The organism is Bacillus cereus group sp. MS39, from assembly GCF_040448665.1.
GTDB lineage: Bacteria > Bacillota > Bacilli > Bacillales > Bacillaceae_G > Bacillus_A > Bacillus_A wiedmannii.
In genome coordinates this window covers 1962955-1978115 of the sequence record NZ_CP123058.1, presented here as the reverse complement: position 1 = coordinate 1978115, position 15161 = coordinate 1962955, and the positions used below count along the sequence as shown (strand labels likewise).

Sequence of the window (15161 nt, the reverse complement as noted above, 5' to 3'; positions counted from 1 at the left end):
AATTGAATGTCTATTCTTTTTTAACGGTATTACTAAAAAAATAACAGTCATTGAATCGAAAATTAAGCAGAAATGAGGAAATACAATTGAGCATTGAACAACAATTATATGATGCAGTGAAAAATTTAATTGACCAAAGATATCCACATAATTGGGGCGGAGCTGCAGCAATCCGTGTAGAAGATGGATCCATTTATACAAGTGTGGCCCCTGACGTAATAAACGCTTCAACAGAACTTTGTATGGAAACAGGTGCAATTTTAGAAGCACATAAATTTCATAAGAAAGTTACACATTCTATTTGTCTTGCAAGGGAAAATGAGCATTCTGAATTAAAAGTATTATCACCTTGTGGTGTATGCCAAGAACGGTTATTTTATTGGGGACCAGAAGTACTATGCGCCATTACAAATTCTAAACAAGATATCATTTTCAAACCGTTAAAAGAGTTGCAGCCATACCATTGGAGCGAAGCATATCATGATGAATTTACAAAAGAATGGAGTACACGATAAAGTGAAGGTTACTCTCAAATAGCGGAGAATAAAAATTATTCACTAAAAAAGCACCGTCACAAATGACGGTGCTTTTTCTATGTAAGAGCTACTAGAAGGTTCCCTTCTAGCCTACTCCCATTTATAAGTCCAAAATTGTTCAAGTTGCAGCCATTTTAACGTTGCTGCATCTTTATTTTTTATTTTTGCATGTGTTTCTTCTAACATCGCTTCTGTTTGTGAACGATGCGCACCTAGTGCAGCTAATTTATGCTCGAATACTTCACTAATATTATTTACAACATCCGGCTCACCGAGTACTGCTTCACGATTTTTCGTAATCGCAACCGCATGAATAACTGGACGTTCTTCTTTTGACATACGTGATACAGCGCGAACTACAGCGCGGCCAAATGCATCATGATCTGGATGTACGCCGTGCTCTGGATAAAATGTAATAATTCGAGATGGATTTACTTCTTGAATGATTGCTTCAATTTTATCTGCAACGAAATCAACATCTTCAAATTCTAACGTTTTATCATGGAAACCAAGCATTCTTAAATCTTGAATTCCCATCGCTTCACATGCATCTTTCAATTCTTTTTCACGGATATTTGGAATCGTTTCACGGTTAGCGAATACGTTTTTCCCCATATTACGTCCCATTTGTCCTAAAGTACCACATGCATACGTTACAGGTACTCCTTGATCTGTTAATAAGCGAATTGTTCCTCCCGCCGCAAATGCTTCGTCATCTGGATGCGGAAATACAACAAGTACATGTCTCTCCATAAGTTTCCCTCCTTCTTACTTAAATGGCGTTAAGCTTAACTCAAGTGCAACTGCTAAGCGACCTTGATTATCGTGCCCTGCAAGTAATAAACGCTCTTTATCGTCTACTTCCCAGTGCGTAATACCTTCTGCATATACCCAGCCATGATCCATTTTTAAACCAACTCGGTATGGATTTGTTCCAGTAATCTTCCCACGTTCAAAGCGAATAATTGCATTTCGAATGAATGCTCCAACTGTCATCATCTTTTCGTTAAAGTGTGACGCATACGCTCCGTTCGTTGTTTCTAAATGAATATATACATCTTTATTTACAAAACGTTCAATTTCATTTTGAATAAGAGAACTATCTTTTACTATTTCCATCGGAATTCACCTCTTTAAACCATTTTACGCAAAAATAATGTAAATTGCTATCTCTATATTAGAGGACAACGCCCACTTTTCCTAATAATTTGCACTGTGTTTCTTTATTTTTTTATATCATATGTAAAAAACACATTTTTTCCTTCACTTTGTTAAATAGTTTTCTTTCTTTTTTGAATTTGCTACAATATAAATTATGCAGAAGGATGCATGTTTACAATTGAATACATACTTTAAAGAAGGTGACATGATTGGAACAATCAGCACATGAAGTAGCAAATTGGCAATATTATTTTGCAATTGCCGTATTTTTAGTCACGTACGGATTTATTATTTCTGAGAAATTGAATCGTGCTGTAATTGCACTATTCGGTGCTGCTATTATGATTATTTTTGGAATTGTAGATTTACATACCGCTTTCACATCACATATTCAATGGGAAACGATCACCCTTTTAATTGGGATGATGATTCTCGTACATATTACGAGTCAATCAGGCGTCTTTGAATTTGTGGCCATTAAAGCAGCGAAGGCAGCTGGCGGAAAACCAATCCGCATTTTATTATTGCTATCCCTATTAACTGCTGTCGGTTCAGCATTTTTGGACAACGTAACAACCGTATTATTAATCGTACCTGTTACACTATCTATTACACGTATTTTAAAAGTAAATCCTGTTCCTTATTTAATTTCAGAAGTACTATTTTCAAATATAGGCGGAACAGCAACATTAATCGGTGATCCACCTAACATTATGATTGGATCAGCAAATAAGCATTTAGATTTTAATGCCTTTTTACTAAACTTAGCTCCAATCGTAATTATTATTTCTATCGTGACACTTGGCATTATTTACTTCCTGTATCGTAACAAACTAAAAACAACACCTGAGCAAATCAAAAAATTAATGGCATTAAATGAAAAAGATTATATTAAAGATCAAAGCCTCCTTTTAAAATCCATTTCGATTTTAGGACTAACTATTTTAGGCTTTGTACTTCATTCGATTATTCATGTAGACGCTGCGGTTATCGCGATGACAGGCGCTACACTTCTTATGCTAATTGGCGTGAAAGAACATGATATTGAAGATGTATTTGCCCACGTTGAATGGGTAACTATTTTCTTCTTCGCTGGACTATTCGTTCTCGTTGGCGGGTTAATTGATATCGGACTTATTTCTTCACTCGCAAAAGAAGTACTCGACGTAACGAATGGTGATATCGGTTTTGCCGCTATACTTATCTTATGGGTATCAGGCATCGCATCTGCGACAATTGACAATATCCCATTTGTCGCAACGATGATCCCACTTATTCAAGATTTAGCTACAGGGCTCGGACTATCTGTCGATTCTCCGCAAATCGAAGTACTATGGTGGGCATTATCACTTGGAGCTTGCTTAGGAGGAAACGGAACGTTAATCGGAGCATCAGCAAACGTAGTCGTTGCTGGTATTGCAAAACGTGAAGGACATGCTTTCTCATATATGGACTTTTTAAAAATTGGGTTACCGTTAACTATTATTGCATTATTGTTATCACACGCTTATATTTATTTACGTTATTTAATGTAAAAGTTGTAGTGTGTGAAATTATATCGATCGTTTCTTCGAATATATCAACGATTTTCTAATTATATCGACGATTCGACAGAAAATATCGACTTACCGACAAATAACGACACTAAAAGAGGTATGCAGCGTTAAACTGCATACCTTTTTCATCACCAAAATATACCGATAATTGCTAATCCACCTAAAATCATACCGCCAATTTGTCCGATGATTGCTGGTGATAGTTGAACACCCTTTCGCACTTCAACAACCGGTCTTTCGTGCCTTAGTTGCTGCACTTCGCTTTGAAGTTGATGTACACTTCCGTGCAATTCTTTAATTAGTTCCTTTAATTCAGCGACCTCTTCATTTACTGGTTTTGCTTTTTCTAAATTCATTTTGCATAACTCCTTATAATTTCAATCAGTACATTGTAAAAATTCGCCAATTATCGTTTTATCTCCTGCATATTACACATATAAGACTGCATTTTTAATCTTGCATCTCTATCCATTCATCCCGCAATATCCCCATAATGATACGATCAAAACACTTCCCATCTCTTTGAACCGCTTCTCTCATACAGCCTTCCATCTGAAAACCCATCTTTTTATACAACTCAATAGCAGCTTTGTTATAAGAAATCACATCCAGACCGATGCGGTGCAAATTCAATTCATGAAATGCATACTTTAAAATAAGATGAATTGCCTCTCTTCCATATCCCTTCCCTCTATCATTCGCATCTCCTATACCAATAGCTAATAAACCTGTTCTGTTATTCCACTCTATGCCATGAATCGCTACAAAACCAATTAAGCGATCTTCTTGAACTGTCCTTACCATGAAAGAAACACTGTTGGATCTCCGTCCTTTTAATAGCCCATCACTTGCTATTTCTTGTATCGATTGCGGGAATGCCAAATCTGTATCGACATTCCTTAAATACTCACTATCTTCTTGCCACATAGCCATTACTGCAGCATCTGATTCTCTAATAGCGGATAATTTAACAGTTTTATTTTGAAAAAGATTCATCATCATTTCAAACTCCCCCTTTTTTAATAACGGGGATACTTATTTTAGCCTATTTATCCCCTTGTTCCATAAACTGTTTCTTAAACGGGATACTTACAATAAGCGCTGACATTGGCACATCTCCTCTACATTAAATTACATTCATTGTATAATTTTTCATTTATTCTAACAATAAAAAAAGACCCTCAAAATTTAGAGGATCTTCCTAACAACGAATCGATATTATTTCGTAAACATTTTCTCTGCTTCATCCATTGCCATTTTGTTACCTAAAGCAGAATAGTCAAGCCATGGCTGGTCATTAATAATGTATACATGCTTTCCTTTAACAGCTTTTAAGTCTTTCCAAATTGGTGTATCTTGAAGTTGTTTAAATGCAGCTTTTGCCTTATCGTCTCTATTTACAACAACGAAAATAGCATCTGCATCAAAGTCAGGTAATACTTCTTGTGAAATGACTTCGAAAGGACGGTTTCCATCAATTTTCTCTACACCATTTGCAGGTTGTAATCCTAAGTCTTGGAATAAAATTGGTCCCATCGGTCTTTTCGTACTAAATACTCGTAATTCTTTTGCAGTAACACGAATTGCCATTACTTTTTCGTTATTACCTAATTCTTTATCTATTAAACTTTTTACTCGTTTTGATTGCTCTTCGTAATCTTGAATATATGTATTAGCTTCTTTCTCACGGTTTACAAGTTTACCAACTTGTTTTAACTGATCTCTCCACGTACCTTCATCTAAATTGAAAGAATGTGTTTTTGCAATTTTTTCGTATTTCGCTAAATCTTTTCCCGCGTATTTTTCATCCACATAAATGTCAGTTGGCTTCAATTGAAGTAATGCTTCCATATTCGGATCCGTTACAACACCAAGTTTCTTCGTATCTTTCAACTGCTCTTTTGCATGTGGTAAGAAATCTTTTAAATCTCCACCAATAACAGAGCCTACAGGTTTAATTCCTAATGCCAGTAAATTATTCGTTAAGTGAATGGACATAGAAGCGATTTTCGGATTATTACTTTTTTCAGTTTTTTTCGTTGCCTCTTCATTAGATTTCGTTTGACCACATGCTGCTAATACTAAAATACACATCATGCTAAATAAAATAGTAAGTTTCTTTTTCATATGTTCTCCTCTTTGAAGTATTTATTTTGTTTTTGTAAGTAAATAAAGAAAATACGGTGCTCCTAAAGCTGCCACTACTACACCAGCTGGAATAGAATTTGGCTCGAATATAGAACGACCTATCGTATCTGCTAGTACTAAAATAATCATTCCGATAATGCCAGCTAGTGGAAGGAAATGTTGATAGGTACTACCTACTAACTTTCTTGCAATATGCGGAGCAACTAAACCGATAAAACCAATCCCTCCTGCCATCGATACACTCGCGCAAGATAATCCAACCGCTGTAGCTAAAAGAAGTAAGCGTTCTTTTTGAACAGAAACACCAAGTCCTGCTGCCACACTATCACCTAGTGACAATGCATTTAACGTTTTAGATTTTAGCCATGCATACGGGGTTAGTATGAAAATCCAAGGTAATAATGCTAGGACATGAATCCAATCTCTTCCCCACACATTACCAACTAACCATCTAGAAGCGAATGTATATGTCTCATCATTTAACTTGAGGGAGAAAAATAACGAAATCGCACTAAAGCCAGCTGAAACAGCAATACCAACGAGAATAAGTCTAATAGGAAGTAAACCTTTTGACCGATCATGCGCAAGTATAATAATTAAAAACGCAGCTAGTACTCCCCCGCCAAATGTAAATAACGGTATTAAAATCGATGCATTCTCATTAATAGAATGAAAGAAAGTAACGAATATAATTAGCCCGAAAGATGCACCTGAATGTAATCCTAAAATACCAGGGTCTGCAAGTGCATTACGTGATAGCCCTTGCAAAATCGCACCGGAAATCCCAAGGCCAATACCGGCTAACATTGTAATTATAATTCTTGGCATACGATAATCGTATAGCACTGTTGCACTCTCAAAATCACCATAACCGAAAAGTGTTTGAATTACTTTAAGTGGCGCTATGCTCAGTGTCCCTGTATTTAAACTAATTAAAATGACAGCGATACTAATACAACCAAAAATTGTAGTTACAGTAATAGCTCTCTTTTTATCTGTGTTCATAAGCTCCTTCACTTATAGCTCCCTCCCAACTTTACGTGCTATATAGAGGAAGAACGGAACTCCAACAAGAGCTACCATAATTCCTATCGCAAGTTCTTTAGGAGGGTTTACTGTTCTTGCCCCTAAGTCAGCTAAAACTATTAACATAGCTCCTAATAACGCTGACATAGGAATAATGAGTCGATAATTAACACCGACTAATTTTCTAGCAATATGCGGAATAACAAGTCCTACAAACCCAATAGAGCCAACAGCTGAAACAGATACACCTGCAAGGGTGACTACTATAATCATCCCTAGTATTCTCGTTCGGTTCGTTTTTACTCCTAAATTCGTAGCAACATCATCCCCCATTGATATGAGTGAAATAGATCGCCCTAACACTGTCGCAAAAACAATCGTTATGAGAATAATAGGAACTAAAAATTTCAAGTGTTCCCACTTAACCCCTGCAACACCACCAGCGTACCAAAATGCTAAATCTTGACTTAAATCATAATAAATTGCAACACCTGAGCTTAACGAATGCAAAAGCGCTGCCATAACTGCTCCAGCAATCGTTAATCTCATCGATGTTAATCCGCCTGATGTTGCTGATCCGATAATAAAAATGAGCACTGTACTTAAAACCGCTCCAATAAAGGAGACAATCATTAAATAGGAATACGGCATATGCGGGAAAAAGGCAAAACTAAGTGCTACTACAAACATCGCACCTGCATTTATGCCAAGCACACCTGCATCCGCTAAAGGATTTCGTGTTACTCCCTGCATAACAGCGCCAGCCACCGCAAAAGCCGCTCCTACAATTGCTGCACCAATTACCCTCGGGAGTCTTAATTCATAAATAATTTGGTGCTGCGTTAATTTCGGATTATAATCAAAAACCGCTGCCCATACGGTTTCCAAATGGATATCCTTTGCACCAAATGCAACAGCTAAAAATATAGAGCCGATTAAACATAAAATTGTTAAGCTCATGAAACATATGAACTTAATATGTAGCCAGCGATTATTGCCAGCATATACAGCAGGCTTATGTAACATGTTTCATTTCATCCTTTATATTCAGTTGTTTTTTATAAATATTTTTTATTTGTAATTATTATTGATAATAATTATCAATTTCATTTAGATATTATATCTCCACTTTTTTTAAATAGCAAACTATTTTTTCACTTCGCTAAATATTAAAATACCTATTACAACTTCCTTCCAAAAATTACAAATACACGCCAAATAGACTACTAGCTTATTTTTAAAATTGTAGTATACTTAGTCATTATTTTGAGTTTTCAAATAAAAATATTGAAGGTGACACAATGTTATATATAAAACAACTACTATACTTCACTTACGAGCAAGCATTATCTTGCTTATTCCCAGTCGTTATTTTCTTAACACTAGCCCTTTCAAAAATCATTTCTATCCCAGGGTTATACCGCTACGATTTCATACTCATCGTATGTCTTCTTATGCAGTGGTTTATGTATAAAACTGGACTTGAGACGAAAGACGAATTAAAAGTAATTACCGTCTTCCACCTCATCGGCCTTTTACTAGAAATATATAAAGTACATTTCGGTTCATGGAGTTATCCGGAAGAGGCATATTCAAAGGTTTTTGGAGTTCCATTTTACAGCGGCTTTATGTATGCAAGTGTTGCAAGTTACATATGCCAAGCGTGGAGAAGATTGCATTTGCAAATGCATCATTGGCCGAAAGCTATTTTTGCAATACCTCTAGGAGCAATGATTTACTTCAATTTTTTCACACACCACTTTACATACGACTTTAGATGGATATTAACTTTACTACTATTCATTGTTTTCTCTCGCACATTTGTAGAATTTTCATTACAAGGCGTTACATATAAAATGCCACTCGTTCTCTCCTTCTTCCTTATCGGTTTCTTCATTTGGATTGCAGAGAACATCGCAACATTTTTCGGAGCATGGCAATATCCAAATCAACGGGAAGCATGGAATCTCGTTCACTTAAGCAAAATTAGCTCATGGTTTTTACTCGTTGTTATTAGCATTATGATTGTTACACAACTCAAATATTTGAAGGAATCGAAAAGATAATGCTGATTATGTAAAAACAGTTAGCCCATCACTCATTAGAGAGTGATGGGCTTTTTTAATAATATTTTTTAAACCGCCCTTATCAAAGGAGTTATGAATTACAAGAGCATAAGCCATTCGTTGCACATTATGAACTACTACTAGCAGAAGATGTTGCTGCAGATGAAGCGGCAATCGTTGCCATCATAGCTGCTTGTTGTGCTTGTATAAGGACTTCTATCATAGTTTGTAAACCTGTGTTGGTAGCTTTACTTTCCTCACCTTTCTGACTTACGAACAGCTGAATAGCAATAAGAATATTTGTATCTGTATGCCAACGGAACAATTTCTCCCCCTGCAATTTTTCAATCAATGCTTTAATAGAATGAATCTCTTTTTCTCCATCTTCAAGTAACGCTAGTAGCCCGATAGCTGGATAATGCATCTGTTTCACTTTTACCTTTTCTTGTTTTAACAAATTCCATATGTTTGTACATGTTGCAACTAACATTTCTTCACGGACATCCTTCTTTAGTGAGAGGATATGACTTAAAAATTGAAGATCATTCCCTTTACGCAAACCAGCTTTCGCTAGTTTCTGATACAGACGTTCTACTCGGTCCATAAGTGTTTCTACATTCTCTGATTGTCCTGCTAGTAAAACCGCGAGCGGATAATCATTTGTACCTGTAAGAAAAAGATGATCCTCTTTCATACGTTTATATACTTGCATCGAACGCTGAATGTGCGTGCCATGCTGTTCATTTTCTTCTGTTAAAAGCACAGCTGCTGCGAGATAAGTAAATATACTTCGGCTAAAACCACCAGCGACCAATTGTTCATATAAATCTAAAAACTTCCGGAAAGCTTCCTTGTAATCTGTAAAGTGAATATCTAAAGTTGCGGCCACCACAAAGCGATGATAAGACTTCAAGTATGAAAACATCCCTACCTGATTCTTAATATAACTACTAATTTCTAAAAAACGTCCGAGATCAAACAATTTATCACTACCTGCATACATAGCAGCAATCATCATTCCTGTTCGAGAATCACTCGTTTTCCATTTTAGTTCTCCCTTTAACTGTCCATACGTATGTGTGTATTGCTCCAACTTTTGTTCTAATGTAATCATAGTATTCACCCCTATTTCTAGTTCTTCTCTATTATTATACTTATATTTCGTACGGCTTTTGCAACCTTAATTCTGTATTTCCTTCAATATTTTTCTATTATGTAAAACAAATATAATAACTATACCTACTTTATCAGTATCACGATGGCAATCGTTCATAATTCTTTAAGCTCAACGACAAAAAGGATAGATAATAAATTATCTATCCTTTTTGTCATTATAATATTTCACAATATAATTTCGTTTTTTATATGCAATTACAACTAAAGAGCCTTAATAATACGTTCCATCGCCTTCATTTGTCCAATATGATCAGCTTCATGATAAAGCATCATACCGTAAAGCTCCCCTACTGTTTCCAATCCTAGGAATGGCTCTGGCAGTTTATTTTCAAATGCTTCTGCTGGAATTTCGTTAATACGTTTTGCTTGTTCTTTTAATTGAGTCGTTAACACTTCTAACGATGGTCCTTCTGTTTTCCATTTAGACGGTCTTGATCCATACCCAAACATACCTGGATATTCAGTTGGTAATTGTTTGAATTCTTTTCCAAACATGAAAACTTCTGCTGCCGTTAACACATGACCGATATGCCAACGAATTGTATTGTTAAAACCCTCTGGCTGCGTATCCGCAGTTTTATCATCTAACGTTTCAATAAATTTAACTAATGCCCCACGCGTTATTTCAAATTGTTTTAAACCAATTATTCTATTCATTTTATCGTTCCCTTTCTTCATGCACAATTTATTATGAACTAAGAATGTTCAACTTATTAAAGTTTCACCTTGTTTAATCTATCAGAAACGATTAAGAAAAACATCTAATATGCTTAGTAATAATATTTAAAAGGTTCACCCCTAATAAATATAGAATTACTTACTACACAGTTAGTTTAGTAAATAATAGAGGAGTGTCAATTACATGTTACATATTTTAAAACAACAATATAATCTTATTAGTTCTACAAGAGAAACTCTATTTACATTTTTGGGAGAAATCCCACTAGAAAAATTACATAGCACTGTTCCAAATTTCGGAAGCGGTAGCATTATAAAGACGCATATTCATGTAGCCGATTGCTACCGATACTGGCTTGGATCATTCGCATTCAAGCAAAAACGGGCAGATTTTTCATTTGCTAGTGATTATGAAATTGAGCATGCAGATATCGAGAAAGTCCGTGATAGATTTAAGTTAGTAGATGAGGTTGTAATACGTTTTTTAGATGAATACAATGACCGATGGCTCGAAAATATAGCAAATGAAGTGAAATGGCAAAAAGAGCCTTGGAGCACAACTCCGCTATGGCTTTTAACTCATACAGAGACTCATGAGTTTCACCATAAAGGACAAATTGTATCAATGACTCGTCACCTTGGATATACTCCTCCTGATACAGATCTTAGTTAATTCGACTATTAAAAAACTTGTTGATGCATTTTGTTATGTATAAAACTTTTATTATTTGTTTTAGGTATACCATATCATTATAAAATTCATGTAACATCAAAGTAAGACACATACTTTTCAAACAATACACAAAATAAAACTCTTCTTCCATGTAGAGCAAAAATATTTATATACTCTATCACCAAACTTAAGGAGAAATTTATAATGAGATTAGAGAGTGAAAGAATTTATTTAAGACCTCTTTGCGAACTAGATGCCCCAATTATATTAGAAAGTACGATGGATACAGAGATACGTTATATGACTGGAACCAAACCTACTTTTTCATTGGAACAAATAAAGACACATATAGCTCATATAAATAATGATTCGAGTCGCTACGATTTCGCTATTTGTTTACAAAGCAATGACGAAATGATTGGAGAGTTGTCGATTTTAGATATCGATGAGGGTAACAAAAGAGCAGGCTTCCGAATATCGATGCTTTCTATGTCATTAACAGGAAAAGGCTATGGAACTGAAGCTATTAAAATAGTTTTAAGTTTTGTTTTTGAACAACTATCATTAAATCGTTTACAGTTAGAAGTGTTTAGCCATAATTTACGCGGAATTAGAGCTTATGAAAAAGTTGGGTTTGTAAAAGAAGGAACCTTACGTCAATCTTTATTTTATAACGATACATACTCGGATGAAATTATTATGGCAATACTTAAAAGTGATTATAAAGATATATCATTGTAAATAACTGTTCTTAAACTATCAACAACTTGAAAGAACCTTACCACAATAAAATGCAGTAAGGCTCTTTCATTTTTATATCCAATAACAACTCTTAACTCATGTATTATATTAATACCAAATTGTCTCCGCATAATTATATGCATCACTATTCGGAATAGCATGTTTCCCTTGCGCTTGTGCCTTTCTTGGATCTAAATCATATACCATTGGCGTATAGCATGATGTTTGCCCTTTATTCACAACACCATTTCCTCCAGCACTCCCGCAAGTATATGCCTTTCCATCTGTTTTTCTTACGATTCTTGCATCAGCTTCGTTATTATATACTGCTGCACGAGTTACTGTAACTTTCGCCCATGCTGTCTTACACGTCGTGCTAAACTTTAATTCTACATAAGAATTGGAATCAATCCATTTCTTTTCTTTCGTTACAGCGGATTGATCACAGCTATTATAGTAAGGACTTTTCCCATCATACGAATGATCTTCTGCATATGCTTTATCGCTATTCGTCGTACTAAACACACTAGTTAAAACGAGCAATGATAGACAAAAACATGCGCTTAGCTTTTTTAAAAGTTTCAAAGTATTCCACTCCTTTTTAATAGCGTCCTGTTTTTCCATAACCGTTATTAAACGTAACCGCTTCAGCATCTGCTGTGTATCCGAAATCAGCAGTTAAATCAAATACCATTCCTGTATAAGTGCTCGTTTGACCTGTTTTTATTGTGCCGTTTCCCTGATTAGAAGTGACTGATTTTTGGAATACACCATTTTTGTATTTATTCACAACAGCGTACGCATACACTCCTCCAGAAACAGCTGGTGCTGGTTGATCTAAAACAAGCTTAGACCATGCTGCATGACATTTATTACTGTAACGTAAATACACTGTTCCTACTTTTTTACTACCTTCGTACACGGCTGTAGACTTTGCATTAAATCCATCAGCATCACACGTTGTACTTCCCCCGTATACCTTTGTTGTTGCTGGATTTTTTCCGTCATAATAACTACTTAAATCAGTAGCTGCAAATGTACTTTCTTGAAAACTAAATAATACCCCGACACTCACTACACTTAACGCACATACTTTCATTAGCTTTTTAAACATTTTAAATCTCCCCCTCAAAATAAGTACGTATAATAAAGACAATCTATCCCCTATGTACGCCCCTCCTTTCATACTTCCTAGAGGCATCTTACAGAAACCAATAAACGTTGTAAATTTCCTTATGATTATTGGAATATACGAAGAAATTTACGTATCCATCTAAGAAAAAAAGTTGAGAAATACACATTTTATAGCATCCTTTATTTAAAACATAAAAGAACCGATACTCGTTTCATGCAAGCATCGGTTCTTTATACAAAATTGCCATTTTTACTACTATATAAAATAAATATTTCTCCACTTAATCCGTTGTAAGAAACTCCCTCGTTACATCAATAAATTGCTGCAGTGGCACTGTCATCCATTTATCTTTATGCCAAGCAATTTGTGTATAAATCGGTGAAATTGCATTTTCTACATGTAACTCTTTTATCGTTCCCTCTCGTATATCTTTTTCTACTACTATCGCGGGTAAAACGGCTATACCTAAATCTGCAATAACACATTGTTTAATTGCCTCTACACTAACGAACTCAATTTTATTTGCTGGATACACATCTTCTGTACGAAGTAGCTCTTCAAATAAAGTCCGGTACGAGCACCCTAGCTCTGTTAGCAACAGCGTCTCACTTTCTAAATCTTTTGTAGAAATGGAAGCTTTCTCGAGTAAATGATGCCCTGAAGCAGCTACTATTTTTAATTCTTCTTTCATAAGCGGCTCCACATGTAAAGCATCTTCTGTTTTACATTCGTCCAAAATAAAGGCAAGATCGACTTTTCCCTCCATCAATTGTTCCTTCGCATCTTTATTGGAATGCGCTGGTTTAAATATAAGTTTTATTTGAGGGAATTGTGCTTTAAACCTCTTTAATATAGAAGGAAGTCTATATGTACATTGACTTTCCTGCGCACCGATTATTAATGTACCTGCTATTCCCTCATCATCTTTCACAGCCATTTTTGCTTCGTTACTGAGTGCAATCATCTTGTCGGCATATAGTTGAAACTTCCTACCTGCTTCAGTTAAGAAAAGGCGTTTTCCTAATCTTTCAAATAACGGCGTACCTAGCTCAGCTTCTAACGTTTTAATTTGCGCTGTTACGCTCGATTGAGCAAAGTTTAATTTCTTCGCAGTTTGTGTAAAATTCAAAGTGTCCGCGGCTATTTTAAATGTAACTAATTGTTTTATCTCCATTTCTCATCCCTCTTTTCAATCGTAATTTTCGATTGATTCCATCGAAATAATCCTCTTTGTCTATCGATATTTGTATTGTATGATAAAGAGCATCGACAAACAATATAAATGGAGGTATTCCATATGAAAGCACTTTGTTTCGAACAGTTCGGAAATCCGGATGTACTACAATATAAAGAACTAAATGATCCAATCATAAATCCAAATGAAGTTCTTGTCCGTACGAAAGCAATCGGTTTAAATTTCGCCGACATTTATAGACGCCGCGGTGATTATCATCTCGCTGGCAACCCGCCGTATATATTAGGTTATGAAGGGGCTGGCATTGTTGAAAAAGTAGGAGCTGACGTTACGAATATTAATCCTGGAGATCGTATTGCATTTGCTGATGTACCATTCTCAAATGCAGAATTAGTTGCCGTTCCATCTGAAAAAGCAATTACACTTCCAAATTCTATTTCTTTTGAAACAGCCGCTTCTGTCTTATTACAAGGATTAACAGCACATTATTTAACGAAAGATAGCTATGAAATAAAACAAGGTGATATAGCTTTAGTACATGCCGCAGCTGGTGGTGTTGGGCAACTTCTTATCCAAATAATTAAACTACTAGGCGGAACAGTAATCGGCCTCACGTCATCAAAAGAAAAAGCACAAATAGCTACATTAGCTGGTGCTGACCACGTATTTTTATATACGGAAGCATGGCCGGCGAAAGTACTTGAAATAACAAACAGTAATGGAGTAAATGTTGTATATGAATCAGTAGGTTCTACATTAGAGGAAAGTTTTAGCGCTACTAAAACTGGTGGCACTATCGTATTTTACGGAATGGCCGGCGGTAATCCTGCGCCCGTTGATCCGCGTATGCTGATGGATACTTCAAAAACTTTAACTGGCGGAGACCTTTGGAATGTGCTTACTACTTTTGAAGAACGTAAGCAGCGCTCTACTCAATTATTTGATTGGATCACTACTGGAAAATTAAACATTGCGAATCCTACTACATTCGCCTTACAAGATGGTGCTCTTGCACATAATTTATTAGAGAGCAGAAAAAGTACAGGGAAGATTTTATTAATCCCGTAATT

Annotated in this window: 18 protein-coding genes; 6 read left to right on the top strand and 12 right to left on the bottom strand. The window is 35.6% G+C overall.

What is annotated here, in order from left to right:
* Window positions 1-86: 86 nt before the first annotated feature.
* Window positions 87-515 carry a cytidine deaminase gene (locus QEP67_RS10270; protein WP_000021272.1) on the top strand — a complete coding sequence of 143 codons (429 nt, stop codon included), beginning with the start codon at window positions 87-89 and terminating at the stop codon, window positions 513-515.
* Window positions 516-626: 111 nt separating this feature from the next.
* Here QEP67_RS10270 and bshB2 read toward each other — a convergent pair whose 3' ends face one another.
* The gene (bshB2, locus tag QEP67_RS10265; protein ID WP_000439469.1) at window positions 627-1289 is read right to left on the bottom strand and encodes a bacillithiol biosynthesis deacetylase BshB2; all 663 of its coding nucleotides are present in this window, start codon (window positions 1287-1289) and stop codon (window positions 627-629) included.
* A 15-nt stretch (window positions 1290-1304) separates the two neighbouring features.
* Window positions 1305-1655, bottom strand: a complete 351-nt coding sequence (locus QEP67_RS10260; RefSeq protein ID WP_000407039.1) for a YojF family protein — start codon at window positions 1653-1655, stop codon at window positions 1305-1307.
* 251 nt (window positions 1656-1906) lie between these two features.
* Between QEP67_RS10260 and QEP67_RS10255 the strand changes: the two genes are divergently transcribed.
* A complete protein-coding gene (locus tag QEP67_RS10255; RefSeq protein WP_000438012.1) occupies window positions 1907-3232 on the top strand; it encodes an ArsB/NhaD family transporter in 1326 nt (441 codons plus the stop codon).
* 149 nt (window positions 3233-3381) lie between these two features.
* Here the strand turns inward: QEP67_RS10255 and QEP67_RS10250 are convergent, their stop codons facing one another.
* The 5 genes from QEP67_RS10250 to QEP67_RS10230 form a co-directional block, all read right to left on the bottom strand.
* On the bottom strand, window positions 3382-3609 hold the full coding sequence (locus tag QEP67_RS10250; protein ID WP_001047301.1) for a hypothetical protein: 228 nt from the start codon (window positions 3607-3609) through the stop codon (window positions 3382-3384).
* A gap of 94 nt (window positions 3610-3703) precedes the next feature.
* Window positions 3704-4255: a GNAT family protein gene (locus tag QEP67_RS10245; RefSeq protein WP_000980147.1), complete on the bottom strand. Its 552-nt coding sequence runs from the start codon at window positions 4253-4255 to the stop codon at window positions 3704-3706.
* 216 nt (window positions 4256-4471) lie between these two features.
* The gene (locus QEP67_RS10240) at window positions 4472-5380 is read right to left on the bottom strand and encodes an iron-hydroxamate ABC transporter substrate-binding protein (protein WP_000728228.1); all 909 of its coding nucleotides are present in this window, start codon (window positions 5378-5380) and stop codon (window positions 4472-4474) included.
* A 21-nt stretch (window positions 5381-5401) separates the two neighbouring features.
* Window positions 5402-6418: an iron ABC transporter permease gene (locus QEP67_RS10235; RefSeq protein ID WP_000661398.1), complete on the bottom strand. Its 1017-nt coding sequence runs from the start codon at window positions 6416-6418 to the stop codon at window positions 5402-5404.
* Window positions 6419-7453, bottom strand: a complete 1035-nt coding sequence (locus QEP67_RS10230; protein WP_000902670.1) for an iron ABC transporter permease — start codon at window positions 7451-7453, stop codon at window positions 6419-6421. It abuts the gene before it with no gap.
* A 275-nt stretch (window positions 7454-7728) separates the two neighbouring features.
* On the opposite strand from QEP67_RS10230, the gene QEP67_RS10225 reads away from it, so the two are divergent.
* Window positions 7729-8493, top strand: a complete 765-nt coding sequence (locus tag QEP67_RS10225; RefSeq protein ID WP_000965754.1) for a DUF817 domain-containing protein — start codon at window positions 7729-7731, stop codon at window positions 8491-8493.
* Between the two features lie 127 nt (window positions 8494-8620).
* Here the strand turns inward: QEP67_RS10225 and QEP67_RS10220 are convergent, their stop codons facing one another.
* Together QEP67_RS10220 and QEP67_RS10215 are read right to left on the bottom strand one after the other, a co-directional pair.
* Complete coding sequence (locus QEP67_RS10220; RefSeq protein WP_000631194.1) at window positions 8621-9607, bottom strand: DUF4003 domain-containing protein; 987 nt, start codon at window positions 9605-9607, stop codon at window positions 8621-8623.
* A 263-nt stretch (window positions 9608-9870) separates the two neighbouring features.
* A complete protein-coding gene (locus tag QEP67_RS10215; protein ID WP_116891135.1) occupies window positions 9871-10347 on the bottom strand; it encodes a DinB family protein in 477 nt (158 codons plus the stop codon).
* A gap of 184 nt (window positions 10348-10531) precedes the next feature.
* Between QEP67_RS10215 and QEP67_RS10210 the strand changes: the two genes are divergently transcribed.
* Window positions 10532-11020, top strand: coding sequence for a DinB family protein (locus tag QEP67_RS10210; protein ID WP_000902419.1), 489 nt, complete (start codon window positions 10532-10534; stop codon window positions 11018-11020).
* Window positions 11021-11224: 204 nt separating this feature from the next.
* Window positions 11225-11761 carry a GNAT family protein gene (locus QEP67_RS10205; RefSeq protein ID WP_001235426.1) on the top strand — a complete coding sequence of 179 codons (537 nt, stop codon included), beginning with the start codon at window positions 11225-11227 and terminating at the stop codon, window positions 11759-11761.
* A gap of 108 nt (window positions 11762-11869) precedes the next feature.
* Here the strand turns inward: QEP67_RS10205 and QEP67_RS10200 are convergent, their stop codons facing one another.
* The 3 genes from QEP67_RS10200 to QEP67_RS10190 all read right to left on the bottom strand — a co-directional run bounded on the left by QEP67_RS10200 (window position 11870) and on the right by QEP67_RS10190 (window position 14070).
* Window positions 11870-12346 carry a DUF2690 domain-containing protein gene (locus QEP67_RS10200; RefSeq protein WP_000771045.1) on the bottom strand — a complete coding sequence of 159 codons (477 nt, stop codon included), beginning with the start codon at window positions 12344-12346 and terminating at the stop codon, window positions 11870-11872.
* Between the two features lie 16 nt (window positions 12347-12362).
* Window positions 12363-12875: a DUF2690 domain-containing protein gene (locus QEP67_RS10195; protein ID WP_000473729.1), complete on the bottom strand. Its 513-nt coding sequence runs from the start codon at window positions 12873-12875 to the stop codon at window positions 12363-12365.
* Window positions 12876-13176: 301 nt separating this feature from the next.
* On the bottom strand, window positions 13177-14070 hold the full coding sequence (locus QEP67_RS10190; RefSeq protein ID WP_000403925.1) for a LysR family transcriptional regulator: 894 nt from the start codon (window positions 14068-14070) through the stop codon (window positions 13177-13179).
* 123 nt (window positions 14071-14193) lie between these two features.
* Here QEP67_RS10190 and QEP67_RS10185 point away from each other — a divergent pair, with 123 nt between their 5' ends.
* On the top strand, window positions 14194-15159 hold the full coding sequence (locus QEP67_RS10185; RefSeq protein WP_000645246.1) for a quinone oxidoreductase: 966 nt from the start codon (window positions 14194-14196) through the stop codon (window positions 15157-15159).
* Window positions 15160-15161 lie beyond the last annotated feature (2 nt).

Coding starts and splice junctions, on each gene's coding strand:
- bshB2 (WP_000439469.1), bottom strand. CDS start 1,289: ATGGAGAGACATGTACTTGTTGTATTTCCGCATCCAGATGACGAAGCA.
- QEP67_RS10260 (WP_000407039.1), bottom strand. CDS start 1,655: ATGGAAATAGTAAAAGATAGTTCTCTTATTCAAAATGAAATTGAACGT.
- QEP67_RS10250 (WP_001047301.1), bottom strand. CDS start 3,609: ATGAATTTAGAAAAAGCAAAACCAGTAAATGAAGAGGTCGCTGAATTA.
- QEP67_RS10245 (WP_000980147.1), bottom strand. CDS start 4,255: ATGATGATGAATCTTTTTCAAAATAAAACTGTTAAATTATCCGCTATT.
- QEP67_RS10240 (WP_000728228.1), bottom strand. CDS start 5,380: ATGAAAAAGAAACTTACTATTTTATTTAGCATGATGTGTATTTTAGTA.
- QEP67_RS10230 (WP_000902670.1), bottom strand. CDS start 7,453: ATGTTACATAAGCCTGCTGTATATGCTGGCAATAATCGCTGGCTACAT.
- QEP67_RS10225 (WP_000965754.1), top strand. CDS start 7,729: ATGTTATATATAAAACAACTACTATACTTCACTTACGAGCAAGCATTA.
- QEP67_RS10220 (WP_000631194.1), bottom strand. CDS start 9,607: ATGATTACATTAGAACAAAAGTTGGAGCAATACACACATACGTATGGA.
- QEP67_RS10215 (WP_116891135.1), bottom strand. CDS start 10,347: ATGAAGAAAGGGAACGATAAAATGAATAGAATAATTGGTTTAAAACAA.
- QEP67_RS10210 (WP_000902419.1), top strand. CDS start 10,532: ATGTTACATATTTTAAAACAACAATATAATCTTATTAGTTCTACAAGA.
- QEP67_RS10205 (WP_001235426.1), top strand. CDS start 11,225: ATGAGATTAGAGAGTGAAAGAATTTATTTAAGACCTCTTTGCGAACTA.
- QEP67_RS10195 (WP_000473729.1), bottom strand. CDS start 12,875: ATGTTTAAAAAGCTAATGAAAGTATGTGCGTTAAGTGTAGTGAGTGTC.
- QEP67_RS10190 (WP_000403925.1), bottom strand. CDS start 14,070: ATGGAGATAAAACAATTAGTTACATTTAAAATAGCCGCGGACACTTTG.
- QEP67_RS10185 (WP_000645246.1), top strand. CDS start 14,194: ATGAAAGCACTTTGTTTCGAACAGTTCGGAAATCCGGATGTACTACAA.